Consider the following 24754-nt stretch of genomic DNA (forward strand, 5'->3'; position numbering starts at 1 on the left):
GGGGAACGCGGAGGCGCTCGCCGGGTAGCGTCGGCTCCGTGGCCACTGCAGACCGACCCCGCCGACCGAAGATCGGGCGCATCCCGATCACCGAGCTCGCCCCCACGACGCCCAACGGGTTCCCCGGCAAGGCGTTCGACGGCGAGGTGATCACGTTCGGTGCCACCGTCTTCCGCGAAGGGCACGGTGTCATCGGCGCCGACCTCGTCCTCGAACGACCGGACGGCGGCACCAGGACCGTCCCGATGGTGCTCGTCGCCCCGGGCACCGACCGCTACGAAGCGACCGTCCAGGTCGACCACACCGGTGTGTGGACGTGGCACGTCGAGTCCTACGCCGACGACTGGTCGTCCTGGCTGCACGGTGCCCGCCTGAAGATCGCCGCGGGCGTCGACACCGAGGCCACGCTGCTCGACGGGGCGGCGCTCCTCGACCGACTCGCCGACGAGACCGACTCCCCCGCCGCCACGCGTGCGGCGGCGCGCATCCGCGACACCGACCTCGACCCGGCCGAACGACTCGCCGCCGTCGACGACCCGCGCATCACGGGCGAGGTCGAAGAAGCGCCACTCACCTCGCTCCGGACGCACTCGCCCACGCAGCTGCTCGACGTCGAGCGCACCCGCGCCGGTGTCGGCGCCTGGTACGAGTTCTTCCCCCGCAGCGAAGGCGCGAAGAAGAACCCCGACGGCTCGTGGAAGAGCGGCGACTTCCGCACCGCGGCACGACGGCTCCCGGGCGTCGCGCGCATGGGCTTCGACGTGGTGTACCTCCCGCCGATCCACCCCATCGGCACGACCGCGCGCAAGGGTCCGAACAACACGCTCACCCCCGGCCCGCACGACCCCGGCAGCCCGTGGGCCATCGGCGGCCCCGACGGCGGGCACGACGCCATCCACCCGGACCTCGGCACCGAGGACGACTTCCGCGACTTCGTCGAGACGGCGAAGAACACCGGGATGGAGGTCGCGCTCGACTTCGCCCTGCAGTGCTCGCCCGACCACCCCTGGGTCACCGAGCACCCCGAGTGGTTCACGGTGCGCGCGGACGGCTCCATCGCCACGGCCGAGAACCCGCCGAAGCGCTACCAGGACATCTACCCGATCCAGTTCGACACCGACCCCGAGGGGCTCGTCGCCGAGGTCCTGCGGGTCCTGCGCCACTGGATCGCCCTCGGCATCCGGATCTTCCGCGTGGACAACCCGCACACCAAGCCGCTCTGGTTCTGGGAGCGGATCATCCGCGAGATCCGCGACGAGCACCCCGACACCGTGTTCCTCGCCGAGGCGTTCACGCGCCCGGCGATGATGCGCGCCCTCGCCGAGGTCGGGTTCCAGCAGTCGTACTCGTACTTCACGTGGCGGAACTCGAAGGACGAGATCGCCGACTACTTCGACGAGCTCTCGCACGAGACGAGCGCGTACCTGCGTCCGAACCTGTTCGTGAACACGCCCGACATCCTCACCGAGTACCTGCAGTTCGGCGGCCGCGCCGGGTACAAGATCCGTGCGGCGCTCGCGGCCACCGGTGCGCCGACGTGGGGCATGTACTCCGGGTACGAGCTGTTCGAAGACGTCGCACGCCCCGGCTCGGAAGAGAACATCGACAACGAGAAGTACGAGTACAAGCCGCGTGACTTCGCCCTGGCCGAGGCCGAGGGTGCGAGCCTGGCACCGTACGTGACGATGCTCAACCGCTTCCGGCAGGCGCACCCGGCGCTCCGCCAGCTCCGGAACCTGCACGTGCACGACGCCGAGGACCCGGCGATCGTCGTGTACTCCAAGCACCTGCCCGGACGGTTCATCCGCTCCGGGCGCGACGACACCGTGATCGTCGTCGCGAACGTCGACCCCCACTCGGCCCGTGAGACCACGGTCCACCTCGACCTCGCCGCCCTCGGCCTCGACCCGGAGCAGGCGTTCGACGTCCGCGACGTCGTGACCGGCCAGCGCTGGGTCTGGGGATCGTCGAACTACGTCCGCCTGGACGCGTTCCAGGAACCCGTGCACCTGCTCGTCGTGGAGGGACCCCACCGATGACCGACACCCACCCCGAGGACGACGCACCGACGGCAGCGCCGAACGACCGGGGGCAGGGGCCGAGCGTTCCGCCGGTGCCGCCGCCTCCGCCGCCCGTGCTGCCCCGCCGCATGCCGGCCGACACCCCGCGCCCGACGCACCCGGCACAGCACGTCGCACCGGAGACGCCGGCAGCCGGAGGACCGCGTCCGTCCGCCTCCCCGGAGCCCGCTGCCCCCCGCTACGAGCCGCGTGTCTCGGCGCCCGGCGAGGACCTGCCCGGTGCACCCCCGGCCCGACGGGAAGCGCCGGACCGCGACGTCGCCGAATCGGCCACGCTCGCCGGACACGCGTCCGACGCGGCCCACCCGCGCCACGTCACGGTCGAGGCGGTCGAGTCCGTCGAGCGGTCCGCGGCCGCCGGTGACGGCACAGGAGGCGCGACCGGCGTCACGACGTCGGCCGACGCGGGCGACACGGACGGCCCCGGCGACGGGGCGGACGCGCCCACCAGCGAAGGCGGCAGCCCGCTCGCCGCGACGAGCGAGGCGGGGTCGACCCGCGCCTCCCGTCCGACCGACACCACGCCGGAGACGACCGGCCCGCGTCCCGCCCCCGTCGAGGAGTGGCTCCGCCAGCAGGTCGCCGAGGCCCGCTGGTCCCAGCCCCACGACGTCCTCGGACCGCACCCCGTCGACGGCGGCACGAGCGTCCGGGTGGTCCGCCACCTCGCGACCGCCGTGCGGATCGTCCGACCGGACGGGGACGACGTCGAGCTCACGCACGAGGGCGACGGCCTCTGGGCCGGCGCGACCCCCGGCGAGCTCGGACGGTACCGGGTCGAGGCCGACTACGACCCGGACCCGTCGACCGACAGCGACGACATCACCTGGACGACCGACGACGCGTACCGGTTCCCCCCGACGATCGGCGAACTCGACCTGCACCTCTTCGGCGAGGGCCGTGACGAGCAGCTGTGGCACCACCTCGGCGCGCACGTCACCACGGTCGACGGCGTGGACGGCGTCTCGTTCACGCTCTGGGCCCCGCGGGCGACCGCAGCCCGGGTGATCGGTGACTTCGAGGGCTGGGAAGGCCGCACCACCGCGATGCGTCGCCTGACCGACCTCGGTGTCTGGGAGCTGTTCTGGCCCGGCGCCCTCGTCGGTCAGCGGTACAAGTTCCAGCTCCTCACCGACTCCGGCTGGGTGGAGCGGGCCGACCCGTTCGCCCGGCGGACCGAGGTCCCGCCGCTGACCGCCTCCGTGATCGACGAGTCGCACCACGAGTGGTCCGACGGCGACGCGCAGTGGATGGAGCACCGGGCACGGACGACCACGCACGACCGTCCGATGAGCGTCTACGAGGTCCACCTCGGTTCGTGGCGTCCGGGGCTGTCCTACCGCGAGGTCGCCGACCAGCTCATCGGCCACGTCCAGTACACGGGCTTCACCCACGTGCAGTTCCTGCCGCTCGCCGAGCACCCCTTCGGCGGATCGTGGGGCTACCAGGTCACGGGCTACTACGCCCCGACGGCCCGGTTCGGCTCCCCCGACGACCTCCGGTACCTCGTCGACCGGCTGCACTCCGCCGGCATCGGCGTGATCATGGACTGGGTCCCCGGGCACTTCCCGAAGGACGAGTGGGCCCTGGCGAAGTTCGACGGCTACGCGCTGTTCGAGCACCCGGACCCCCGCCGTGGCGAGCAGCTCGACTGGGGCACGTACGTGTTCGACTTCGGGCAGCCGCAGGTCCGCAACTTCCTCGTCGCGAACGCGCTCTACTGGCTCGAGGAGTTCCACATCGACGGGCTCCGCGTGGACGCCGTCGCCTCGATGCTCTACCTCGACTACTCGCGCACCGAGTGGCTGCCGAACGTCCACGGCGGACGCGAGAACCTCGAGGCGATCTCCTTCCTGCAGGAGACGAACGCCACCGCGTACAAGCGCTACCCGGGCATCGTGATGATCGCCGAGGAGAGCACCTCGTGGCCGGGCGTCACGCAGCCGACCAGCGCGGGCGGTCTCGGGTTCGGCCAGAAGTGGAACATGGGCTGGATGCACGACACCCTGCAGTACATCGAGCGCGACCCGGCGTACCGCAGCTACCACCACGACGAGATCACCTTCTCGTTCGTGTACGCGTTCAGCGAGCAGTTCACCCTGCCGATCAGCCACGACGAGGTCGTGCACGGCAAGGGATCGCTCTACGGCAAGATGCCCGGCGACGAGTGGCAGAAGCTCGCGAACGTGCGGGCCTATCTCGCGTTCATGTGGGCGCACCCCGGCAAGCAGCTGCTCTTCATGGGGCAGGAGTTCGCCCAGCCCAGCGAGTGGTCCGAGGCGCGCGGACTGGACTGGTGGCTCCTGGACGACCCGGGGCACCGCGGTGTGCAGGACCTCGTGTCCTCGCTCAACCGGGTGTACCGCGAGACGCCGGCGCTCTGGACGCACGACGCCACGGCCGACGGCTTCGAGTGGATCGAGGGTGGCGACGCACCGCACTCGACGCTCGGGTTCCTGCGGAAGGACGGCGACGACCGGCTCGCGGTGTTCGTGAACTTCTCCGGCGTGCCGGTCGAGCGACGCTTCGGGTTGCCGGCGGCCGGTGCCTGGCACGAGGTCCTCAACACCGACGCCTCCGAGTACGGCGGGTCGGGCGTGGGGAACCTCGGCGTGGTCGCGGCCGAGGACACACCGTGGGCGGGGCGTCCGGCGTCCGCGCACCTCGTGGTGCCGCCGCTCGGCGCGGTCTGGCTGAAGCTGGCGCGCTAGTCCCCCGCACGCGACGGACGGGAGGCGCGGTGCTCGCTGGCACCGCGCCTCCCGTCCGTCGCGCGGTCGCGTCCCGGACGCGGCCACGAACGCGGTGCACAACCACGGTGTGGAACCACGAAACCGACGTCGAACCAGGGTGCGACCGTGGTTCGACGTCGGTTTCGTGGTTCGACGCCTGCGCCGGCGCGCCTGGCGCGCCTGGCGCGTCAGGCGCGCCCCGCGCCGACGCGTCGGCGCTCAGTACAGCGCGCTCGCCAGACGCCGGCGCGCGGCGACCACGCGCGGGTCCTCGGTGCCGATCAGCTCGAAGTACTCGACGAGCCGCACGCGGAGCGCCTCGCGCTCGTCCCCGAACACCGTCGGGACGAGGTCGAGCAGCCGGCCGAACGCGTCGTCGACGTGCCCGCCCGAGATGTCGAGGTCGGCGACCGCGAGCTGCGCCTGCACGTCGGAGGGCCCGGCCGCCGCAGCAGCCCGGATGTCGTCCGCGGTGCGGCCGTTCAGCCGGTCGAGCAGCGACACCTGTGCGAGCCCGGCGACGGCCATCTGGTCGTGCGGGTCCTGCGCGATCGCGGTCTTGTACTCCTGGATCGCGGTGGCGTAGTCGCCCTGCTCGATCGCGTCGTACGCGGCCTGGTGGTGCGGCGGCAGCGGCTCCGGCTCGGGCTCGCCCTGCTCGACGGCGTCGGCCGGGGCCGCTCCGTCGACCGTGACGCGGCCGGAGACACCGTTCTCGGCGGCTGCTGCGAGGACCTGCTCGTAGACGTCGCGGACCTGCGCCTCGGGCAGCGCTCCGACGAAGAGCCCGAGGGGGCGTCCGCCGATGAGCGCGGCCACGGTCGGGATCGACTGCGCCTGGAACGCCTGCACGAGCTGCGGGTTCGTGTCGGCGTCGACCTTGGCGAGCAGCACGCGGCCGTCGTACTCGGCGGTGAGCTGCTCGAGGATCGGCGAGAGCTGCTTGCACGGCCCGCACCACTCGGCCCAGATGTCGACGATCACGGGGACGATCATGGAGAGCTGCAGGACGTCCTGGAAGGTCTGGTCGGTGACGTCGAGGACGAGCGACGGGACGGTCAGGTCGGCACCGGTCTCGCTGCCGGGAGCACCGGCGGCGACGCCGGACCCGGGGCCGCCGGCAGCGGCACCGCCGGGCTGGGGCGGCCGCTGGGCGCGGTCCACCAGGGACGACAGGTCGACGGCTCCGCGGAGACCGGACGGGGTCGGGGGGACGTTGGTCATTGCACCTCACTCGCTGCTGTCAGGCCCTGCGTGAACCCGAGCAGAACCACTTTGTCATCGGTACCCACCGGGGGCACGTAGAAGAGCAGCTGCACGCCGTAGGTCGCGCTGATGCCCTTCGTGCTGGAGTCGACACCGGAGAGCGCCTTCACAGCACCCTCGGTGTTCACCTCGGCGCCGGCCGCGGTCGGCGTGACCTTCTCGACCTCGTTCAGGTCGGCCGACACGAGCGCTCCGGCACCGTCCGTCGCGATCGCCACGGCGCTGTCGTCGGGCACCTCGGACGAGTACTCGATCTTCGCGGTGTCCGGCAGCGACTCGGACTTCTTGTCCTTGTAGGCCTTGCCGATGGTCGACCGGAGGCCGTCGCCGTCCGCCTGGAACAGCGACGCGTACGAGCTGTCCTTGTCCTTGGAGAGGATGTCGCCGTACGCCTTCGCGATCTCGTCGGGTGCGATGGCGAGCAGCTTCGTGTTCGACGCGAGCAGGGCGGCACCGATCGACGTGGGCGCGAGGCTCGGGATCTTCGCCGCGGCCTCGAGCGAGACGTCGTAGGCGACCTTGTAGTCGTCGCGGGCGGAGTCCTGCACGAGCGTCAGCGCCTGCGGGGCCGACTTCGCGTCGCAGTCCTCGGCGACGACCGCGAACACGGTGCGCGGCCACGAGTCGGTCTGCTGCGGCAGCGCCACGCACACCTGCTCCCCCGAGATCGTCGGCGGGGCGTCGACGTCCGAGTCCTTGCCGCGGATCGTGTAGTTCGCCGCGCGCAGGTCGAGCGCCGCACCGGTGAAGCGCTGCTCGGCGAGCTTCGCGTCGCGAGCGTCGTCGGCACGCTTCGCCACGTACGCGACCCGCTGGACGATCCGGGTGATCTGCTGCTTCGTGGCGGCGGTCGGCTCGGTCTGTGCAGCCGTCCCGGTCGCCGTCGCGGTGGGCGTCGGGCTGGCCGCGGACGCCCCCTGCGGCCAGTAGTCGGACGAACAGCCGGCGAGACCGAGGGCCCCGACGAGCAGGACCGGGATCGCCACGAACGCCCGGCGACCGCGACGACCGCGGACCGGTACCTGGGCGCCGGCGGCCGCGGCACGGCGCGAGGCACGCACGCGCGGCGGACGGGAGCCCCCGCTGCGGCGGCGGGGTCCGCGGCCACGACGCTGGTGCACGAACGCCCAGACGAGCAGGACGATGCCGCCGACCAGGAACACGCCACCGGCGACCAGGAGCGGACCGACCGACGGCGTCGCGGTGTCGCGCGGCCACGTGACCGAGACGTCGCTCGGGGCCGCGGCCGTGCCGTCGCCGACGATGATCACGCTGACGTCCTCGGGCAGACGGACCGTGAACTGTCCGGCACTGTCGTACTCCTGGTACCAGAGGTCGCTTCCCGCGGGGTTCGGCACGCTGGACTCGGACCCCGTCGTGCGGCCGACGAGCTTCGCCTGCTCGGCGTCGAACCGCATCGTCGTGTGCTTCGCGTCACCGATCCAGGCGTCGACGTCGCTCGTCTTGCCGTAGGCCGCGAACACCTTGCCCGAGCCGGAGACGTTGATGCGCTGGTAGCCGGGGTTGGCGTTGAGCGTCGAGCCCGGGATCACGGTCACCGGGGCGGAGCTCTTCGAGGACGATGCCGCGACGAGCGACGACGGTGGCTCGAACACGGTCCGCTGGCCGACCGCGAGGGCGACGAGCAGCAGCCCGATGACGAAACTGACGATCGCCAGGACGAATCGCACGGATCTTCTCCCTACCGCGCCGGGGTGGGGGTGTCGGCGCGCGAATCAGCGCTCCAGGATAGCGAGGGAGTCTGGACGGCGCATCCCCCACCGCTGTCCGCGGTCACAGCCCACCGTCTCCGCACGCCACTACAATCGTGCCGGGCCTTCCCTGTGCCCTCCGCCGAGCACCCAGGAGCGAACACGTGGCGAACGACGAGGCAGAGTTCGGGACCGAGCTGCGCGGGTACCGCCGCGAAGACGTGGACCGCTCGCTGAACGATCTGCGCCGTGAGCTCATCAAGTCGAACAACGACCGGGCCGACGCCGCGAAGGAGATCCGCCTCCTGCAGGCGCGCGTCTCCGAGCTGCAGGGCGAGCTCGACGAAGCCGGCACCCCCACGTACAGCGGCCTCGGCACCCGTCTCGAGTCGACCCTCCGCGTCGCCGAGGAACAGTCCACGCGGCTCATCAGCCAGGCCGACATCGACGCGCAGCGGCTCCGTGCCTCGAGCCGTGCCGAGGCCGACCGCACCCTGCGCGAGGCGCAGGACGAAGCCCGCGACACGCTCGAGGACGCCCGCAACCGGTCGACGAACGAGCTCACCCGTGCCCGCGCCGAGTCGGCCGACACCGTCGAACGCGCCCGCGCCGAAGCCGGGCTCCTGACGCAGGACGCCCGCAACGAGGCCGCCGCCATCCGCGGTGCCGCCGTGACCGAGGCGGCCGAGGTCCGCTCGGTCGCGATCCGCGAGACGAACGCGCTGCGCGCCCAGGTCGAGCACGAGGTCGCCGAGCTCCGCGAGATCACCCAGCGCGAGTCCGCCGAGGCCCGTCGCGCCGCCGCCGACCTCGACCGCGAGACCGAGCACCGCCGCAGCGTGTTCGAGGCCGACCACGCCCGCCGTGTCGAGGACCTCGACCGCGACGAGACCACCCGCCGCGACGCCCTCGAGCGCGAGATCGCCGAGGGTCGCGCCGCCTGGCACCGTGAACGCGACGACGAGCAGCAGGCCCACGCGCTCGAGCTCGAGACCGGACGCGCCGACCTCGCCGCCGAGGTGGACCGCCGTCGCGCCGAGCTCGACACCGAGCTCGCCGACCGCCGCCGTGTCCTCGACGAGGAGCTCGCGGCCGCCCGCGCCGAGTGGGACCGCGAGCTCGCCTCGGCCCGCGCCGCGCTCGAACAGGAGATCGAGGCCGCACGCGCCCAGCTCCGCGTCGACGAGGAGCAGACCCGCACCGAGAACGCGCGGCTGGTGCAGGAGACCGCGGACCGCATCGCCCGCGAACTCGACGAGCACGCGAGGCGCATCGAGCGCGAGCGCGCCGAGGCCGAGGCGACCGCGGAACGCGCCGCCCGCGAGCACGAGAACGAACTCGCCGCCCGCCGCGAACGCGAACACGCCGAGGTCGACACCGAGATCGCCGACCGCCGCACCGCCGAGCTCGGCACGCTCGAGGCCGAGCGCACGGCGCTCCGGCAGGAGATCGACACGGCCCGTGCCGACCTCACCCGCGAGCGCGACGAGGTCCGTGCCGAGATCGCCCGCGAGCGCGACGAGGCCCGCACGACCCTCGAGTCGGAACTCGCCGCCCGACGCGACGACGCCGAGCAGGACTACCTGCAGAAGCACCACGACACCGTCACCGAGACGCAGAAGTACCTCGACGAGGCGAACCTGCAGCTCGCCGAGGCGACGCGCCGCGCCACCGAGGCACGCGAACGGGCCGAGCGCCTCCAGCAGGAGGCCGACGACCTCGAGCGCTCCAGCACCTCGGACGCGCAGGAGCACGCACGCACGATCGTCGCGGACGCCCAGGACCGCGTGCACAAGATGATCGCCGACGCCGAGGAGCGCACCGCCGCGATCATCGCCGAGTCCGAGGACCGCCTCGCGGCCATCCGGACCGAACGCGACGCCGTCGCCGGCTACCTCGAGAACCTCCGCGGGGTCCTGACCAACGCGACCGGCCTGCTCGGCACGGCACCGTCGGTCGACGCCGCGGAGCCAGCCGAGCTCGTGATCGAGCCCGACGGCGAGTCGGTCACCGACGACGCGACGGTCACCGACGACGAGGACGCGACCACGCGCTGAGCGTCGGCCGGTCCAGGAGGCGCGACCCGCGCCTCCTGGACCGGCCCGCGTCGGCGATGCGACCCGTTCCCCGCGACCCGGCCCGTCCGTCAGTCGGTGACGTGCGTCGGCAGCGGTGCACTGGCCGGCACGACGAGGTCCGCGATCGCGTCGAGCACGATCCGGACGTACTTCTCCCCCACCCAGAGGTGCTTCGCCCCCTCGACCGGGACGACACGGACGTTCGGCGCGATGGCGAACCGACGTGCCGCCTCGTCCGGCTGCAGGAAGTCGTCGTGCTCGGGGACGAGGGCCACGACGGGGACGGACACCTCCGCCCAACGGGCGAGTTCGTCGTCGGTGGTGCGGTGCAGCGGCGGCGAGAGCAGGACGACACCGGCGACCCGGCCGGCCTCGACGTGCTCGAGCGCGTGCTTGAGGATCACCTCGGTGCCGAACGACCACCCGACGAGCCACGGTGTCGGCAGACCGCGGTCGGCGACGTCCGTGACGGCGGCGCGCAGGTCGAACCCCTCGGAGACGCCGTCGCCGAAGACGCCCTCGGACGTGCCGCGCGGGGACGTCACCGAACGGAAGTTGAACCGGAGCACCGCGATGTCCGCGAGGGCCGGGAGCCGGGCCGCCGCCTTCTTCAGCACGTGCGAGTCCATGAAACCGTGCGCGGTCGGCAGCGGGTGCAGCGTGACGATCGTGCCGCGAGCAGCGTGCTCCAGCGGCTCGGCGAGTTCTCCGACGAGGGTGAGGTGGTCGTCCGTGACGAGCTCGATGTCGGTGCGTCGGGCCGGCAGCTCGGTGTTCGACCGGATCTCGGTGGTCATGCGATGCTCCAGCAGTGGTTGTGCCAGTGGCGGCGGGACGCCAGGTCGGCCTCGTCCCCGAGGACACCGTCGGCACGCCAGACGACCACGTGCGCCACGCCGGGCAGCACCGTGCCGCCGCAGCCCGGGCAGATGTACTCCTTCTGCGCCGAGGCGGCGGAGATGGGCTGCACGAGGTACTCACGGCCGCGGCGCACCTCGGTGCGCTTCCACGAGCTCATCATCCGGTCGAGACCGGTCGGCTCGTCGTCCTGCTCGGGACCGCGGCCCCGAGGGCGTCGCGGCCGGTTGCTCCGCGGCACCTGCGTTCAGCCGATCAGTACCAGTTGTTCGCCACGCTGTGACCCCAGGCACCGCACGGCGTGCCGTAGACGCCGGAGATGTAGTTGAGGCCCCAGGTGATCTGCGTCGCCGGGTTCGTCTGCCAGTCAGCGCCGGCCGTGGCCATCTTGCTGCCGGGGAGCGCCTGCGGGATGCCGTAGGCACCGCTCGGGTTGTACGCGTTCACGCGCCAGCCCGACTCCTTGTTCCAGAGCGAGACGAGGCAGTTGTACTGGTCGGTCCCCCAGCCGCGCGCGGCCACCATCTCCTGCGCGATGGCCTGGGCGCTGCCCGGGTCCGGCGTCGCAGCGGTCGCCGCGAGGGTGTTCGAGGCGCTCACCGAGGCGGTCTCGTCCGTGGCGGTGTCCGCGTCGGCATCCGTGGTGTCGGTCTCGGTCTTCGGCTTCTCGACGACCTTGGGCTTCGGGAGCGTCACGCCGTACGCGTCGCGGGAGACGTCGAACGCGGCGTAGGTGCCGTGCGCCGTGTACTCCTGCGGGGCCGCCGGCGCCTTGACGAGCACCGGAGCGGAGACCGCTGCCTGGGCCACGTCGGGCTGCAGCGGGTTGAACAGCGAACCGACGACGATGCCGGACACCGCGAAGAAGGACAGCACCGGCACTGCCGCACGCTTGCGCACGAAGGTGTTCATGCTCTGCGGGGACGACGACGGCTTCGCGGCTGCGGCGACCGCACGGGCACGACGCTGCTTGACGATGCGGGGGTCGGCAGGGGTGGCGGGCACCGCGTGGGCGACCGACGCCTGCGCGTCCGTCGTGTCCGACACGCGGTTCGCCGCGACCGACTTGGGGGCGACGGCCGGAGCGGTCGGCACCGATGCCGTGACCACCGTCGGGTTCGCCGGGAGGACCGAGTTCTCCGCCGTGCGGGTTCGGTTCAGTGCCGCGCGGCGCTCACCGGCGGCCGTGAGGCCGAGGTGCTCGCGGGTATCGCGGTCGGAGCTGATGTCTGCCGTGTGCCTGCCCATGAGTTCGACCAGGATAACGGAACGATCACGGAAAGCGAAGCACCCGCCACCAGCGCGTCGTCAGCGGACAGCGAGCATGACCTCGACGACGGCGTCGAGCAGCGCGTCGACCTGTGCTTCGCGGTAGCCGCCGTGCTTCGGTCGGAAGACGATCGAGCGGACCTCGGTCAGGCTGAGCGGCTTGCCGTCGCGGAAGTAGCCCTCGAGCCGCTTCGCGAAGGCGTCGACGTCCTTCGGGTGGTACCCGGTGCCGAGGAAGCTGACGCGACCGAACCGCTGCCCGTCCGGACGCTCGAGACGCGCCACGACGTCGGAGGCCTTCGACCGGGCTTCGGCGTACCAGGCCTTCTGCCCGATGTCCGCGATCTCCCGCTCGCGCTCACGAGCCGCGAAGGCGTCCTCGAGCCGTTCGAGTGCGGCGTCGACGTGTGCGGTGGAGTAGCCGCCCTTGCGCATCGAGAAGGCGGTGGCCCGGATCTTCGCGGCCTCGATCGCCGGAGCGGTGTCGTTCGCCGTGTAGGCGCGGCGGGCGTCCTCGAGGAAGCGCTCGACCTCGTCGACGTCGTATCCGAGGGCGGAGCGGTCTGCGTTCGGGAAGGTGGTGGCCACGGCGACATTCTGCCAGGACCGGACCATGGTGTGACCTGGACGCGCTGGGGCGTGGACCAGGGGTCCGTTCAGTGGTTGACGACGAGGTACAGCACGTAGGCGACGGCGGCGGACGGCAGGATGCTGTCGATGCGGTCGAGGAGTCCACCGTGCCCGGGCAGGAACGACGAGATGTCCTTGATGCCCAGGTCGCGCTTGATCATCGACTCGGTGAGGTCGCCGAGCGTGGCGGACCCGGAGATGAGCACGCCGAGGATGATGCCCGTCCACCAGGGCAGCCCGAGCATGAGCCACGAGACGAGGATGCCGACGATGATGCTGGCGGCGACCGAGCCGGCGAAGCCCTCCCACGTCTTCTTCGGGCTGATCCGCGGCGCCATCGGGTGCTTGCCGAGGTTGAGCCCGGTGGCGTACGCGCCGGTGTCGACCGCGACGACCACGAGGATGAAGCCGATCACCCAGAGCTGTCCGCTGGGCTGTGCCGCCAGCAGGACCACGCAGGCGCCGAGGAGCGTGATGTAGGCCTGCACGAACAAGCCGTTCGTGAGGTCCCGCACCACGTTGCCCGCGGCCGGCTTCGGACGCGCGATCGCGACCTCGACCAGGCGCCAGAGGCTGATGAACACGATGCCGCCGAGGAGCGTGAACAGCGCCGGGATCTGCCCGCCGATGAACGCCGCCGGCACGATCGCCACACTCACGATGACGCTCGGGATGCGCGGCACGTCGCGCCCGGCGAACCGCATGGCGCTCGCGAGCTCGTAGACGCCGACGCCGAGCAGGAACGCCCCGACGACCATGAACGACGGCTTCCAGATGAGCAACGAGCCGAGCATCACGACCGCGAACGCCAGGGCGATCCCGATCGCCGCCGGCAGGTTGCGTCCGGTGCGTGCCGTCAGCGCCTCGTTGCGGGCGCCGAAGTCGGCCTTCCGCTGCCGGAGCTGCGCCTCGAAGTCGGTGCGTGCGGCTCGTGCGCGCGCGTCGAAGTCCTGACGCAGCCCCTTGGCGGAACGCTTCTCTGCTGTGGGGCGGTCACCGCCCTGGTCCGGACGGTGCATCAGACCTCGAGGAGTTCGGCTTCCTTCTTCTTCAGCGAGTCGTCGATCTGGTCGACGTGCTTCTTCGTCAGGGCTTCGAGGTCCTTGTCGCCACGGGAGATCTCGTCGTCGGAGATCTCGCCCTTGAGCGCGTCGAGGTCGTCCTTGGCCTTGCGGCGGATGTTGCGGATGACGACCTTGTGGTCCTCGCCCTTGCTCCGGACGAGCTTGACGAACTCCTTGCGTCGGTCCTGCGTGAGCTCCGGGATCGTCACGCGGACGATGTCACCGTCGTTCGTCGGGCTGGCGCCGAGGTTCGGGAACGTCGCGATCGCGCGCTCGATCTCCTTGAGCGCCGTCTTGTCGTACGGCGTCACGATGAGCGTGCGGGCCTCGGGGGTCTGCAGCGACGCGAGCTGCGCGAGCGGCGTCGGCGTGCCGTAGTACTCGACCGGGATCTTCTGGAAGAGCGCCGCGTTGATGCGGCCGGTGCGGACGGTCGAGAAGTCGTCCTTGGCGACCTCGACCGCCTTCGCCATCTTCTCGGTGGCTTCGGTCAGGACATCACTGATCACGGTGTTACTCCTTCGGTACTGGCGTCGAGTCTAGTCAGCGGACGGGGTCAGTTGCTGACCACCGTGCCGATGCGCTCGCCCCGGATCGCGGCGGCGACGTTGCCGTCGCCCTCCATGCCGAAGACGTGCATCGGCATGCCGTTGTCCATGCAGAGCGAGAACGCGGTGGCGTCGACGACCTTGAGGCCCTTCAGGAGCGCGTCCTGGTAGGTGACGTGGTGGAGCTTCTCCGCCGTGGCGTCCTTCTTCGGGTCTGCCGTGTAGACGCCGTCGACGCCGTTCTTGGCGACGAGGACCTCTTGCGCGTCGATCTCGAGGGCACGCTGCGCGGCGACCGTGTCGGTCGAGAAGTAGGGCAGGCCCGCTCCGGCACCGAAGATGACGATGCGCCCCTTCTCGAGGTGCCGCTCGGCGCGCCGCGGGATGTACGGCTCGGCGACCTGGGTCATGCTGATCGCCGACTGCACGCGCGTGGCGGCTCCGGCCTGCTCGAGGAAGTCCTGCAGCGCGAGAGCGTTCATGACGGTCCCGAGCATGCCCATGTAGTCGGCGCGCCCGCGGTCCATGCCCCGCTGGGAGAGCTCGGCGCCGCGGAAGAAGTTCCCGCCGCCGACGACGATCGCGACCTCGACCTCCTGCGCGGCGACCGCGATCTCCTTCGCGATCGTGCTGATGACGTCCGGGTTCACACCGAGCGAACCGGCACCGAACGCCTCCCCCGACAGCTTCAGCAGGACCCGGCGGCGTCCGGTCTTCTCGTTCGTCATGTGGTCGCACCCTTCGTCGAATGTCTCGTGGGAATCTACCCGGCCGCAGCCGGTCCGGCGGAGGCGGGTCGCGCCTCCAGTCGGTGCTCGCGCGTGTCGGCGCGCGAAAACGGGGCCCGGAACCTGGTGGTTCCGAGCCCCGTCACGGGTTCGTTACGCGCCGACCTTGACGCGGGCGAAGCCCTGGATCGTGATGCCGGCGTTCTCGGCGGCCTTCGCGACGGACAGCTTGTTGTCCTTCGCGTAGTCCTGGTCGAGGAGCGCGACCTGCTTGCGGTAGGCGTTGAGGCGACCCTCGACGATCTTCGGCAGGGCGGCCTCCGGCTTGCCCTCCTCGCGCGTGATCGCCTCGACGGTCGCGCGCTCCTTCTCGATCGCCTCGGCCGGGATCTCGTCCCGCGTGAGGTAGGTCGGGTTCGCGAACGCGACGTGCTGCGCGATGGAACGGGCCTCGGCCGCGTCGGAGCCCGAGTAGGCGATGACGACGGCGATCTGCGGCGGGAGGTCCTGGCTGGTCTTGTGCAGGTAGACCTCGAAGGCGTCGCCCTCGACACGGGTGACCGTGCGGAGCGCGAGCTTCTCACCGAGCGCGGCAGCGGCCTCGTCGATGACCTCGGCGACGGTCTTGCCGTCCAGCGGCGCGGCGTTGCCGGACTCGACGTCGGCGGCACCGGCGGCGGCGACCGCGGCGACGACCTTGTCGGCGAGGGTGGTGAACTTCTCGTTCTTCGCGACGAAGTCGGTCTCGCTCGCGAGCTCGACGACGGTCGCGGCGCCACCGTCGGTCGACGCGACGACGACACCCTCGGAGGTCGCACGGTCGTCGCGCTTGGCGACGGCCTTCGCGCCCTTGATGCGGAGCAGCTCGACGGCCTTGTCGTAGTCGCCGTCGGCCTCGACGAGCGCGTTCTTCGCGTCCATCATGCCGGCCCCGAGGTCCTCGCGGAGCTTCTTCACGTCAGCAAGGCTGTAGTTGGCCATTGACTGGAGTCCTTTCTGGACTGAGCGTTTGTGGAGAGTGGAGCAGGGGCGCCGGACCGATCGGCCCGACGCCCCCGATGGTCACTCGGCGGGGGTGGTCTCCGCAGCGGCCTCGGCCTCGGCCGTCGGCTCTGCGTTCTTCGCGTCGTCGGCGATCGGCTCGCCGATCTCCTTCGCGGCGACCTGCGCGTCAGCGTCGTTCTCTTCGACCGGGGTCTCGGCCTCGGCAGCGGCGGGCGTCGCGGTCGCAGCGGCCGGCGCGGCGGTCTCGCCACCGAGGAGCTCCTGCTCCCACTCGGCGAGGGGCTCGGCCGCAGCCTCGTCGTCGCCACCGTTGTGGCGGGTCTTCAGGCCCTCGGCCGCGGCGTCGGCGACGATGCGGGTGAGGAGACCGACGGAGCGGATCGCGTCGTCGTTGCCCGGGATCGGGTACGTGATCTCGTCGGGGTCGCAGTTGGTGTCGAGGATGCCGATGATCGGGATGCCGAGCTTCTGCGCCTCGTCGACGGCGAGGTGCTCCTTCTTGGTGTCGACGATCCAGAGCGCGCTCGGGGTCCGCGTGAGGTTGCGGATACCACCGAGGGTCTTGTGGAGCTTGTCCAGCTCGCGCTTCTTGATGAGGAGCTCCTTCTTGGTGAAGCCCTTCGTTGTGTCGTCGAAGTCGATCTCCTCGAGCTCCTTCATGCGCGCGAGGCGCTTGGAGACCGTCTGGAAGTTCGTGAGCAGACCGCCGAGCCAACGCTGGTTGACGTACGGCTGGCCCACGCGGGTCGCCTGCTCGGCGATGGAGCCCTGGGCCTGCTTCTTGGTGCCCACGAAGAGGATCGTGCCACCGTGCGCGACCGTCTCCTTGACGAAGTCGTACGCGCGGTCGATGAAGGCCAGCGACTGCTGCAGGTCGATGATGTGGATGCCGGAGCGCTCGGCGAGGATGAATCGCTTCACCTTCGGGTTCCACCGACGGGTCTGGTGTCCGAAGTGGACGCCGCTGTCGAGCAGCTGGCGGATGGTGACGACGGCCATGTGCCGTCCTCCTTCTGTCTTCTCGGCGCGCAGCCGTGCTCTCGCACGTCGCTGCGGACCTGTTGCGGTTGTGTCGATCACGACCGTCGGTCGTGGTCCCTGGTGCCCTGGCACGCGACCGCCCGCTCGTGAGAGCGAGACCGATGGTCGGGTGCCGCGCCGGTGACGGCGCTGTGGACACGCGAAGTCAGCGCGCCGGAGCGCACTGCTGAGGAGATGCTAGCAGACGGTGGACGCACAGGAGGCGCGGTGCGGGTCGGACCCGCACCGCGCCTCCTGAACGGTGGTGACGCTGGTGCGTCAGGCCTTGGCGTCGACCGTGTCGCCCTCGGCCGTGATGCCCATCTCCTCGAGGGAGCGGCCCTTGGTCTCCGGGATCTTCGCGATGACGAAGAAGAGGGAGAGCAGGGCGAACAGCGCGTAGATGCCGTAGGTCACGGTCAGGTTGAAGCCGGACAGGACGGGGAACGTGATGGTGACGAGGAAGTTCGCGATCCAGTTCGCCGCGGACCCGATGCCGAGTGCCGTCGCACGGATGCGGTTCGGGAACATCTCACCGAGCAGGACCCACATGAGCGGACCCCAGGTGGCGCCGAACGACACGACGAAGAGGTTCGCGAAGATCAGCGCGATGACGCCCCACGCACCGGGGAGGTTCGGTTCGCCGTTCACGATCGTCGCCTGCGAGAACGCGATCGCGACCATCAGCAGCGACACGAACATGCCCGTCGAACCCGCGATGAGCAGCGGCTTCCGGCCGAGCTTGTCCACCGTGAAGATCGCGATGAAGGTGACGGCGACGTTTACGACCGAGGTGATGGTCGAGATGAGGAAGGACTGGTCCTCCTTGAAGCCGACGGCCTGCCAGAGCGTCGTCGAGTAGTAGAAGATCACGTTGATGCCGACGAACTGCTGCAGCACCGCGAGGATGATGCCGACCCAGACGATCGGCTGGAGCCCGAAGCGGTTGCCGCGGACGGAGCCCTTCTTCTCGCTGGCCTCCTTCTTGATGCCGTCCTGGATCTCCTCGAGGCTGGTGTTCACCGTGTCGCGCGGCACGATCTTGCCCATCACCTCGCGCGCGTCGTCCGTCCTGCCCTTGGCGAGGAGGAAGCGTGGCGATTCGGGGAGCGTGATGGCGAGGACGCCGTACACGACCGAGGGGATCACACCGACCAGGAACATCCAGCGCCATGCGGCGAGGCCGAGCACCTGCTCCGAGGCGCCGCCGGCGGTCACCGCGAAGAGCTGGTCGGACAGGAGCGCGGCGAAGATACCGAGCGTGATCGCGAGCTGCTGGAACGAGGCCAGGCGACCACGGATGGCCTTCGGCGAGACCTCGGAGATGTACGCCGGCGCGATGACCGACGCGGTGCCGATGCCCAGACCGCCGACGAGGCGCCAGATCACGAGGTCCCACGTGGCGAACGCGAACGCGCTGCCGATCGAGCTCACGAAGAACAGGACGGCGGCCCAGAACATGACGCGCGTGCGACCCCAGCGGTCCGCGAGGCGGCCGGCGAAGTAGGCGCCGAACGCGCAGCCGATGAGTGCCGAGGCGACGGCGAAGCCGCTTGCAGCCTCGGACAGGCCGAACTCGCCCTTGATTGCCTCGACCGCACCGTTGATGACGGACGAGTCGAATCCGAAGAGGAAGCCGCCGACCGCTGCCGCGATGGCGAACAGCGTGACCTTCCCCTTGAAGGCACGGTCTTCGCCGTGCTGCGTTGTCGCGTTCGACACGATGCTCCAGGTTTCCCGCCGCCGTGCGGGATGCTGCACGGTGCCCCGGCGGTCGGCTGGTTCGCCGTCCGAGCGGCGTTGCGTGTTCCGGAGCGGCCCCGACTGTACTCCCGGATCGGGCGCGGGGGCCAACCGGGCGCGCGGGCCGGGCGGGCGGGTGGGGCGATCCACGAGTCTTTCGACATTCCGCGCGTCGAACCGCTGGTGGAGTGTCGCATTGCTCGTCCGGATCGCTCCCGCTTCCCCTCCACGGTCCAGGAGGCGCGGGTCACCGTCCACAGGACGGGTCGCCTTCGGCGCGATCGGCGCCACGCACCGCGATGCTGGGCGGATGTCGTTCCGTCACCCGGGTCCAGTCGTCGTCGCGTTCCTGCTGCTCCTGTGCCCACTGCAGCACGGGATCGACTCCCGTGCGACCGGGTCACCCATCGCCACGTCATCGCCGGTCCGGAACGACGTCGCCCGTGACCGCCCGACGCCTGCGACGGCGGAGGCACCGTGGGTGTGGCCGACCGGTAGCCGGGTGGTCGGCCGGCCGTGGGAGGCCCCGGCGGACGACTACGCAGCGGGCCACCGAGGGATCGACGTCGCGGCACCGCTCGGGACCGTGGTGGTGGCCGTCGACGACGGGACGGTGACGTTCGCCGGGCAGGTCGCCGGACGCGGGGTCGTGACGATCGACCACGGCGGCGGGCTCCGGAGCACGGTGGACTCCGTCGCGCCCGGGGTCGCGACGGGAGACACCGTGGCGCAGGGTGACGCGGTGGGCACGGTGTCGGTCGGCCACTGTCCGGCAGCGGACCCGTGCCTGCACCTGGGCGCACGGCTCGACGACCGGTACGCCGATCCGACGCCGTACCTGCCCGCGGCGGCGTGGCCGGTGCTGCTGCCCGAGTCCGCCTGGACGGGGTGAGTCCGGTCAGGCGCGGGGGTGTGCCGTCCGGTAGACCTCGCGCAGCCGTGCGGAGGAGACGTGCGTGTAGATCTGGGTCGTCCCGAGGCTGGCGTGCCCGAGCAGCTCCTGCACGGCACGGAGGTCCGCTCCCCCGTCGAGCAGGTGCGTCGCCGCCGTGTGCCGGAAGGTGTGCGGACCGCTCGGGCCCTCGCCCGGCAGGTCCTGCAGGAGCCGAGCGACGATCCGGTACGCGCCACGGACGCCGAGCCGACCACCGCGGTCACCGAGGAACAGCGCGTCCGCCGCCGGCGCGGCGTTCCGGGCACCGCCGACCGCCGCGCGCCCGTCGCCCGCCGCGCGGCCACCGCCCGCCGCGCGGCCACCGCCCGCCGCGCGGCCACCGCCCGTCGCGTGGCCGTCACCCGCCTGCGCGCTGGCGAGCAACGCCGGGCGACCACGGTCGAGCCACGCCTCGAGCGCATCGCGTGCGGGCACCCCGAACGGCACGACGCGCTCCTTCCCGCCCTTGCCGAGCACCCGGACGGTCAGCCGGCCCCGGTCGAGGTCCCGCACGTCGATGCCGACGAGTTCGCTCACCCGGATCCCCGCCGCGTACAGCAGTTCCACGACCGCGAGGTCGCGGAGCGCGCCGGGATCGTCGGTCGCAGCCCGAGCGGCCAATCCGTCGAGCATCGTCCGGACCTGGTCGGACGACACCACGCGCGGGAGGTGCGACGCCCCCTTCGGCGCCCGGAGCCGCACGCCCGGGTCGGACGCGATCCACCCGGACTCGCTCGCCCACCGGGTGAACGCCCGGACCGACGACGACCGGCGAGCGATCGTGGACCGAGCCAGGCCCCGGTGGTCGGCGTCCCACAGCCAGTCGCGCAGCAGCTCGAGGCCGAGGTCCGACAGCCGATCGACTCCGCGGGCGGTGGCGAACGCGACGAGCTGCTCGAGGTCGTTGGCGTAGGCACGGACGGTTTGCTCGCTGAGTCCGCGGCCGTGGCGGGCGTGCGCGAGGAACGCGTCCACCGCCACTGCGAGCCGTTCCCCGGTGCGTTCCGTCACCCGCCCAGCGTAGGTCCGACGTCCGTCATCGACGGCACCATCCCTCGGCCAGTGCCACCACCAGCCCCTCGAGCTGCGCCAGGGCGAGGGCGTCCGCCGTGTCGTCGACGGAGAGCCCGCTCCGACGGGCGATCTCCTCCACCGGGAGCGGCCGCCGGTCGAGTGCGTCGAGCGCCCGCGTGACGTGCGGATCCGACCGGGTCCCGAGGACGAGGACCTCCGCCACCGGCGGCGCGTCGTGGACGGCGACCGCGGACACCGCTGCGACCGGGTCGCGGGGCTGGACGACGATCTGCGCGGTGCCGTCGGCGATCAACCGGTGGCACCCGACCGAGGCGGCCGACGCGAAGGGACCGGGCACGGCGAACACCGGACGACCGAGGTGCAGCGCGTGGTGGGCGGTGTTGAGCGCCCCCGAACGAGCAGCGGCCTCGACGACCACCGTCGCCCCGGACAGAGCAGCGATCAGCCGGTTGCGGTGCAGGAAGCGCCACCGCGTCGGCCGGGTCCCCGGTGGCGACTCGGACAGCACCCTGCCCCGTCCGAGCACGTTGCGCAGCAGGTCGTGGTTGCCCGCCGGGTAGAACTGGTCGACACCGCCGGCGAGCACCGCCGTCGTGGGGGTCCCGGCGGCGACGGCGACCCGATGGGCCACGGCGTCGATGCCGTACGCGCCGCCGGACACGATCTCGACGCCGTCGTCCGCCGCGACGGAGGCGATCTCCGCCGTCGCCTCGGCCCCGGCGACGGTGTTCGCCCGGCACCCGACGATCGCGAGCGCCCCGCGGCAGCCGGCTGCGCCGACCGGGTCGTCCAGCTCCGAACGACTCCACAGCACGAACGGCGCGTGCGGCCCGAGGTCCTCCAACCCGCTCGGCCACTCAGGCGTGCCCGGGACGAGGAGGCGCGCGCCGACTGCGGTGGCGGACGCCATGGCCGCGACGGCGCGGTCGTCCGCTCCCCCGAGGCGCGGTCGCCACCGGTCGAACGCCGACTCGAGCGCCGCGCGGACCCGGTCGGGGCCGTCGGCGAACGACGCGTCCGTACCGACCTGCTCGAGGAGTTCGCTCGCGCCGCCCGCAGCCGCACGACGGACCAGTGCGAGGGACTCGTCCGGTCCGAGCGCCGCGACGAGTTCTCCCGCGACGGCGTCGCCCGGTTCGGCGAGGACGCTCCAGACGACCCGGGCGAGGGTGTCGTCGCCGGACGACGGGTTCACAGCGCGCTCCGCAGTGTCAGCGCGCGCCGGACCTCGGCGGAGCCCGGACGCTCGACGTCGTCGAGGTCGGCCATCGTCCACGCCAACCGCATGACCCGGTCCCACCCCCGCATCGTCAGCGTGCCGAAGTCGAGTGCCCGGTCGAGGGGTGCCGTCGCGCCCGGCTCTGCCCGACCTTCCGACCGGAGCCACGGCCCGGTGACCTCGGCGTTGCAGGCCCAGCCGGTGCCGTGCAGCCGATCGGCCATCCGACGTCGGGCTGCGGCCACACGCGCTGCCGCCTCGGCCGTGGTGGGCGCGGTGCCCTCCGCCGAGCGGATCGTGCCCGTCGTCACCCGGGGCACCGCCACGCGGATGTCGATCCGGTCGAGGAGCGGTCCGGAGAGGCGTCCGAGGTACTTCCGCACCGTGCTCGGGCTGCAGGAGCACAGTGGGCCACCCCGGGTCCCCGCGTTGCCGCACGGGCAGGGGTTCGCCGCGAGCACGACCTGGCACCGTGCGGGGAACTCAGCACTGCCGACGCTGCGGTGGATCGTGATCCGACCGGACTCGAGCGGCTGGCGGAGCGCGTCGAGGACCGCTCGGGGGAACTCGGTCGCCTCGTCGAGGAAGAGCACCCCGCGCGTGGCCCGCGACACGGCACCGGGGCGGAGGAGCCCCGAGCCCCCGCCGATCAGGGCCATCGCCGACGACGAGTGGTGCGGCGCTTCCCACGGCGGTCGCAGACTCCACGACTGGTTGCCGAGCCCGCTGACGGAGCGGACGGCCGCGACCTCGAGCGCTGCCTCGGGGTCGAGGTCCGGCAGGAGGCCCGGCAGCCGCTCGGCGAGCATCGTCTTGCCGGCACCGGGCGGGCCGAGCAGGAACACGTGGTGCCCTCCGGCCGCGGCCGCGATGACCGCCCGGACGCCGACGGCGTTGCCGATCACGTCAGCCAGGTCGTGCACGTCCGGACGGACCTCCGCCACCGCGGGCTGCAGGACGGGGTCGGTCTCGACCGGCGGCAGGAGCGCACCGGCGGTGATCGCGCTCGCCCGGAGCGACGGTGTGCCGATCACCTCGACGCCCGGCACGATCCGGGCTTCCTCGACGTTGCCGAACGGCACGACGACCGTGTGGATGCCGGCGTCCCGCGCGGCGATCACCATCGGGATGACCCCGGGCACGGGCCGGACCCGCCCGTCGAGTCCGAGCTCGCCGATGTACGCGACGTCGCGGGAGACCTGCGGCGCGATGCCCTCGGCCCCGAGGACCGCCATGGCGATGGCGAGGTCGAACCCGGAGCCACGCTTGGGGATCGACGCCGGGGTGAGGTTCACGGTGATCCGCCGCGCCGGGAGCGGACAGCCGGCGACGGCGCTGGCCGACCGGACCCGCTCACGCGCTTCGCCCAGGGCCGCGTCGGGAAGACCGATGATGCTGAAGCCGGGCAGCTGGCTCGTGAGGTGTGCCTCGACCTCGATCACACGACCCTGGACCCCGACGAGCGCGATCGCCGACGCGCGCCCGATGTCCGTCGTCACAGCACACCCGCCACGTGCTCGACCCCGACGCGGTCACCGTCGACGTGCACGGCGACGGCATCGATGCGGATCATCCGCGCCGAGACCTCGGGATGGTCCGCGAACCATGCCGGCACGAGGCGGCGCAGTCGTGTGACCTTCGAGGCCGTGATCGCCTCGAACGGATGGCCGGTCGCGTTCCCCGACCGGGTCTTCACCTCGATGAAGCACAGCGTGCAGGACTGCCACGCGACGATGTCGATCTCCCCGCGGGCGCATCGCCAATTGCGTTCGACGACGCGGAACCCGTGGCGTTCGAGCCATTCCGCAGCCTGTTCTTCGCCGAATCGTCCGAGACTGCTGTTCCGCAGCGGTGTTCGTTCCATGTCGTTTCCTCCGCCACGACGATCCCGGGAATCGAAGCGCCATCAAGTCGCACCTCGACGATTTGTGGACGGGAACCGGCGGACGACGACCTGTGGAGGACAAGGAAGGACCCCGGTCGGCCGAAGCCGTCCGGGGTCCTGCAGCAGGGGCACTCAGTGTGCGGCTGCGTACGCTTCCTGCACCTGGGTGGAGATACGCCCGCGGGTCGAGACCTCGTACCCGTTCTCCTTCGCCCACTCACGGATCTTGGCGAGCTCTTCCGAGTTGCCGCGCTTCGGCGCCGCCTTCGGAGCAGTCCCACCGGAACGGCGGCCGGAGACCTTGCGCGCAGCGGCGACGTAGTCGGAGATCGCCTCACGGAACTTGTCGACGTTGTCGTCGGTCAGGTCGATCTCGTACGACGATCCGTCGAAGGCGAATTCGACGGTCCGACCCGAGCCGGCGGTGATGGGCGTGTCGTCGAGATCGTCGACGAGTTGAACGGTGACCTTCTGTGCCATGGCGTGCTCCTTGTGCAGGGGACGGGAAATCCCCTTCACATTAGCGGGCGGAATGCATTCCGGCACAATTGTCTCGGCGATTCTCAGATTCGCCGAAAAGAAGTGAAGATCACTCGTCGAGCGCGAGTTCTTTCGGCAGCTCGAGTTCGCGGGAAGTGAGTTCCTCGACGTTCACGTCCTTGAACGTCAGCACCCGGACGGACTTCACGAATCGGTCGGAACGGTAGACGTCCCACACCCAGACGTCGTTCATCGTCAATTCGAAGTAGAAATCGTGTTCGGTGTCACGGCGGGCGAGTTCCACCTCGTTGGCCAGGTAGAAACGTCGCTCGGTCTCGACCACGTACCGGAACTGCGACACGACGTCGCGGTACTCGCGGTACAGGGCCAGTTCGACCTCGCGGTCGTAGTCGTCGAATTCGTCGTCATCCATCGCGCCCACAGTCTACGGCGACGGGAGCACCGGC

The 24754-nt window shown here is 71.4% G+C and carries 22 protein-coding genes; 4 read left to right on the forward strand and 18 right to left on the reverse strand.

Annotated elements, in window-relative coordinates:
• Nucleotides 1–38 precede the first annotated feature (38 nt).
• Both BJK06_RS01240 and glgB read left to right on the forward strand, forming a co-directional pair.
• Nucleotides 39–2039 carry an alpha-1,4-glucan--maltose-1-phosphate maltosyltransferase gene (locus BJK06_RS01240; protein ID WP_181015125.1) on the forward strand — a complete coding sequence of 667 codons (2001 nt, stop codon included), beginning with the start codon at nucleotides 39–41 and terminating at the stop codon, nucleotides 2037–2039.
• A 110-nt stretch (nucleotides 2040–2149) separates the two neighbouring features.
• On the forward strand, nucleotides 2150–4792 hold the full coding sequence (gene glgB / locus BJK06_RS01245; RefSeq protein WP_374930693.1) for a 1,4-alpha-glucan branching protein GlgB: 2643 nt from the start codon (nucleotides 2150–2152) through the stop codon (nucleotides 4790–4792).
• A 240-nt stretch (nucleotides 4793–5032) separates the two neighbouring features.
• Here the strand turns inward: glgB and BJK06_RS01250 are convergent, their stop codons facing one another.
• Both BJK06_RS01250 and BJK06_RS01255 read right to left on the reverse strand, forming a co-directional pair.
• Nucleotides 5033–6037 (reverse strand): tetratricopeptide repeat protein, encoded by a 1005-nt coding sequence (locus tag BJK06_RS01250; RefSeq protein ID WP_070416384.1) that lies wholly within the window; start codon nucleotides 6035–6037, stop codon nucleotides 5033–5035.
• Nucleotides 6034–7770, reverse strand: a complete 1737-nt coding sequence (locus BJK06_RS01255) for a hypothetical protein (RefSeq protein ID WP_070416385.1) — start codon at nucleotides 7768–7770, stop codon at nucleotides 6034–6036. The genes BJK06_RS01250 and BJK06_RS01255 overlap by 4 nt, the downstream gene beginning before the upstream one ends.
• A gap of 185 nt (nucleotides 7771–7955) precedes the next feature.
• Between BJK06_RS01255 and BJK06_RS01260 the strand changes: the two genes are divergently transcribed.
• Nucleotides 7956–9848 (forward strand): hypothetical protein, encoded by a 1893-nt coding sequence (locus BJK06_RS01260; RefSeq protein ID WP_070416386.1) that lies wholly within the window; start codon nucleotides 7956–7958, stop codon nucleotides 9846–9848.
• An 89-nt stretch (nucleotides 9849–9937) separates the two neighbouring features.
• Here the strand turns inward: BJK06_RS01260 and BJK06_RS01265 are convergent, their stop codons facing one another.
• The 10 genes from BJK06_RS01265 to BJK06_RS01310 form a co-directional block, all read right to left on the reverse strand.
• Entirely contained in the window at nucleotides 9938–10666 is a 729-nt protein-coding gene (locus tag BJK06_RS01265) for an alpha/beta hydrolase (protein ID WP_070416387.1), read from the reverse strand.
• Entirely contained in the window at nucleotides 10663–10968 is a 306-nt protein-coding gene (locus BJK06_RS01270) for a hypothetical protein (protein ID WP_070416388.1), read from the reverse strand. The genes BJK06_RS01265 and BJK06_RS01270 overlap by 4 nt, the downstream gene beginning before the upstream one ends.
• Nucleotides 10969–10982: 14 nt before the next feature.
• Entirely contained in the window at nucleotides 10983–11975 is a 993-nt protein-coding gene (locus tag BJK06_RS18950; protein ID WP_254790907.1) for a transglycosylase SLT domain-containing protein, read from the reverse strand.
• Nucleotides 11976–12035: 60 nt separating this feature from the next.
• Complete coding sequence (locus BJK06_RS01280) at nucleotides 12036–12584, reverse strand: DivIVA domain-containing protein (protein ID WP_070419098.1); 549 nt, start codon at nucleotides 12582–12584, stop codon at nucleotides 12036–12038.
• A gap of 68 nt (nucleotides 12585–12652) precedes the next feature.
• Nucleotides 12653–13645, reverse strand: a complete 993-nt coding sequence (locus BJK06_RS01285; protein ID WP_175473642.1) for a phosphatidate cytidylyltransferase — start codon at nucleotides 13643–13645, stop codon at nucleotides 12653–12655.
• Nucleotides 13645–14199: a ribosome recycling factor gene (gene frr, locus BJK06_RS01290; RefSeq protein ID WP_070416389.1), complete on the reverse strand. Its 555-nt coding sequence runs from the start codon at nucleotides 14197–14199 to the stop codon at nucleotides 13645–13647. The genes BJK06_RS01285 and frr overlap by 1 nt, the downstream gene beginning before the upstream one ends.
• Before the next feature lie 47 nt (nucleotides 14200–14246).
• Nucleotides 14247–14966 (reverse strand): UMP kinase, encoded by a 720-nt coding sequence (pyrH, locus tag BJK06_RS01295; RefSeq protein WP_070416390.1) that lies wholly within the window; start codon nucleotides 14964–14966, stop codon nucleotides 14247–14249.
• 153 nt (nucleotides 14967–15119) lie between these two features.
• On the reverse strand, nucleotides 15120–15947 hold the full coding sequence (tsf, locus tag BJK06_RS01300; protein ID WP_070416391.1) for a translation elongation factor Ts: 828 nt from the start codon (nucleotides 15945–15947) through the stop codon (nucleotides 15120–15122).
• Between the two features lie 81 nt (nucleotides 15948–16028).
• Nucleotides 16029–16970 carry a 30S ribosomal protein S2 gene (rpsB, locus tag BJK06_RS01305; RefSeq protein WP_070416392.1) on the reverse strand — a complete coding sequence of 314 codons (942 nt, stop codon included), beginning with the start codon at nucleotides 16968–16970 and terminating at the stop codon, nucleotides 16029–16031.
• Nucleotides 16971–17270: 300 nt separating this feature from the next.
• The gene (locus BJK06_RS01310; protein ID WP_070416393.1) at nucleotides 17271–18713 is read right to left on the reverse strand and encodes a sugar porter family MFS transporter; all 1443 of its coding nucleotides are present in this window, start codon (nucleotides 18711–18713) and stop codon (nucleotides 17271–17273) included.
• A gap of 331 nt (nucleotides 18714–19044) precedes the next feature.
• On the opposite strand from BJK06_RS01310, the gene BJK06_RS18400 reads away from it, so the two are divergent.
• Nucleotides 19045–19626 (forward strand): M23 family metallopeptidase, encoded by a 582-nt coding sequence (locus tag BJK06_RS18400; protein WP_070416394.1) that lies wholly within the window; start codon nucleotides 19045–19047, stop codon nucleotides 19624–19626.
• A gap of 6 nt (nucleotides 19627–19632) precedes the next feature.
• Here the strand turns inward: BJK06_RS18400 and BJK06_RS01320 are convergent, their stop codons facing one another.
• The 6 genes from BJK06_RS01320 to BJK06_RS01345 form a co-directional block, all read right to left on the reverse strand.
• Nucleotides 19633–20679, reverse strand: coding sequence for a tyrosine recombinase XerC (locus BJK06_RS01320; protein ID WP_070416395.1), 1047 nt, complete (start codon nucleotides 20677–20679; stop codon nucleotides 19633–19635).
• A 25-nt stretch (nucleotides 20680–20704) separates the two neighbouring features.
• Nucleotides 20705–21898: a DNA-processing protein DprA gene (dprA, locus tag BJK06_RS01325; RefSeq protein WP_070416396.1), complete on the reverse strand. Its 1194-nt coding sequence runs from the start codon at nucleotides 21896–21898 to the stop codon at nucleotides 20705–20707.
• A complete protein-coding gene (locus BJK06_RS01330) occupies nucleotides 21895–23421 on the reverse strand; it encodes a YifB family Mg chelatase-like AAA ATPase (RefSeq protein WP_083294968.1) in 1527 nt (508 codons plus the stop codon). The genes dprA and BJK06_RS01330 overlap by 4 nt, the downstream gene beginning before the upstream one ends.
• Nucleotides 23418–23786 (reverse strand): YraN family protein, encoded by a 369-nt coding sequence (locus tag BJK06_RS01335; protein WP_070416397.1) that lies wholly within the window; start codon nucleotides 23784–23786, stop codon nucleotides 23418–23420. The genes BJK06_RS01330 and BJK06_RS01335 overlap by 4 nt, the downstream gene beginning before the upstream one ends.
• 153 nt (nucleotides 23787–23939) lie before the next feature.
• A complete protein-coding gene (locus BJK06_RS01340; RefSeq protein ID WP_070416398.1) occupies nucleotides 23940–24287 on the reverse strand; it encodes an Lsr2 family protein in 348 nt (115 codons plus the stop codon).
• A 109-nt stretch (nucleotides 24288–24396) separates the two neighbouring features.
• On the reverse strand, nucleotides 24397–24720 hold the full coding sequence (locus BJK06_RS01345) for a DUF2469 family protein (protein WP_070419101.1): 324 nt from the start codon (nucleotides 24718–24720) through the stop codon (nucleotides 24397–24399).
• Nucleotides 24721–24754: the final 34 nt, after the last annotated feature.

Source organism: Curtobacterium sp. BH-2-1-1 (assembly GCF_001806325.1).
Taxonomy (GTDB): Bacteria; Actinomycetota; Actinomycetes; order Actinomycetales; family Microbacteriaceae; genus Curtobacterium.

Excerpts from the sequence above, each read along its gene's own strand:
- BJK06_RS18950 (WP_254790907.1), bottom strand. The coding sequence starts at position 11,975 with ATGGGCAGGCACACGGCAGACATCAGCTCCGACCGCGATACCCGCGAG.
- BJK06_RS01345 (WP_070419101.1), bottom strand. The coding sequence starts at position 24,720 with ATGGATGACGACGAATTCGACGACTACGACCGCGAGGTCGAACTGGCC.
- pyrH (WP_070416390.1), bottom strand. The coding sequence starts at position 14,966 with ATGACGAACGAGAAGACCGGACGCCGCCGGGTCCTGCTGAAGCTGTCG.
- BJK06_RS01285 (WP_175473642.1), bottom strand. The coding sequence starts at position 13,645 with ATGCACCGTCCGGACCAGGGCGGTGACCGCCCCACAGCAGAGAAGCGT.
- rpsB (WP_070416392.1), bottom strand. The coding sequence starts at position 16,970 with ATGGCCGTCGTCACCATCCGCCAGCTGCTCGACAGCGGCGTCCACTTC.
- BJK06_RS01340 (WP_070416398.1), bottom strand. The coding sequence starts at position 24,287 with ATGGCACAGAAGGTCACCGTTCAACTCGTCGACGATCTCGACGACACG.
- tsf (WP_070416391.1), bottom strand. The coding sequence starts at position 15,947 with ATGGCCAACTACAGCCTTGCTGACGTGAAGAAGCTCCGCGAGGACCTC.
- BJK06_RS01250 (WP_070416384.1), bottom strand. The coding sequence starts at position 6,037 with ATGACCAACGTCCCCCCGACCCCGTCCGGTCTCCGCGGAGCCGTCGAC.
- glgB (WP_374930693.1), top strand. The coding sequence starts at position 2,150 with ATGCCGGCCGACACCCCGCGCCCGACGCACCCGGCACAGCACGTCGCA.
- BJK06_RS18400 (WP_070416394.1), top strand. The coding sequence starts at position 19,045 with ATGTCGTTCCGTCACCCGGGTCCAGTCGTCGTCGCGTTCCTGCTGCTC.
- BJK06_RS01265 (WP_070416387.1), bottom strand. The coding sequence starts at position 10,666 with ATGACCACCGAGATCCGGTCGAACACCGAGCTGCCGGCCCGACGCACC.
- BJK06_RS01335 (WP_070416397.1), bottom strand. The coding sequence starts at position 23,786 with ATGGAACGAACACCGCTGCGGAACAGCAGTCTCGGACGATTCGGCGAA.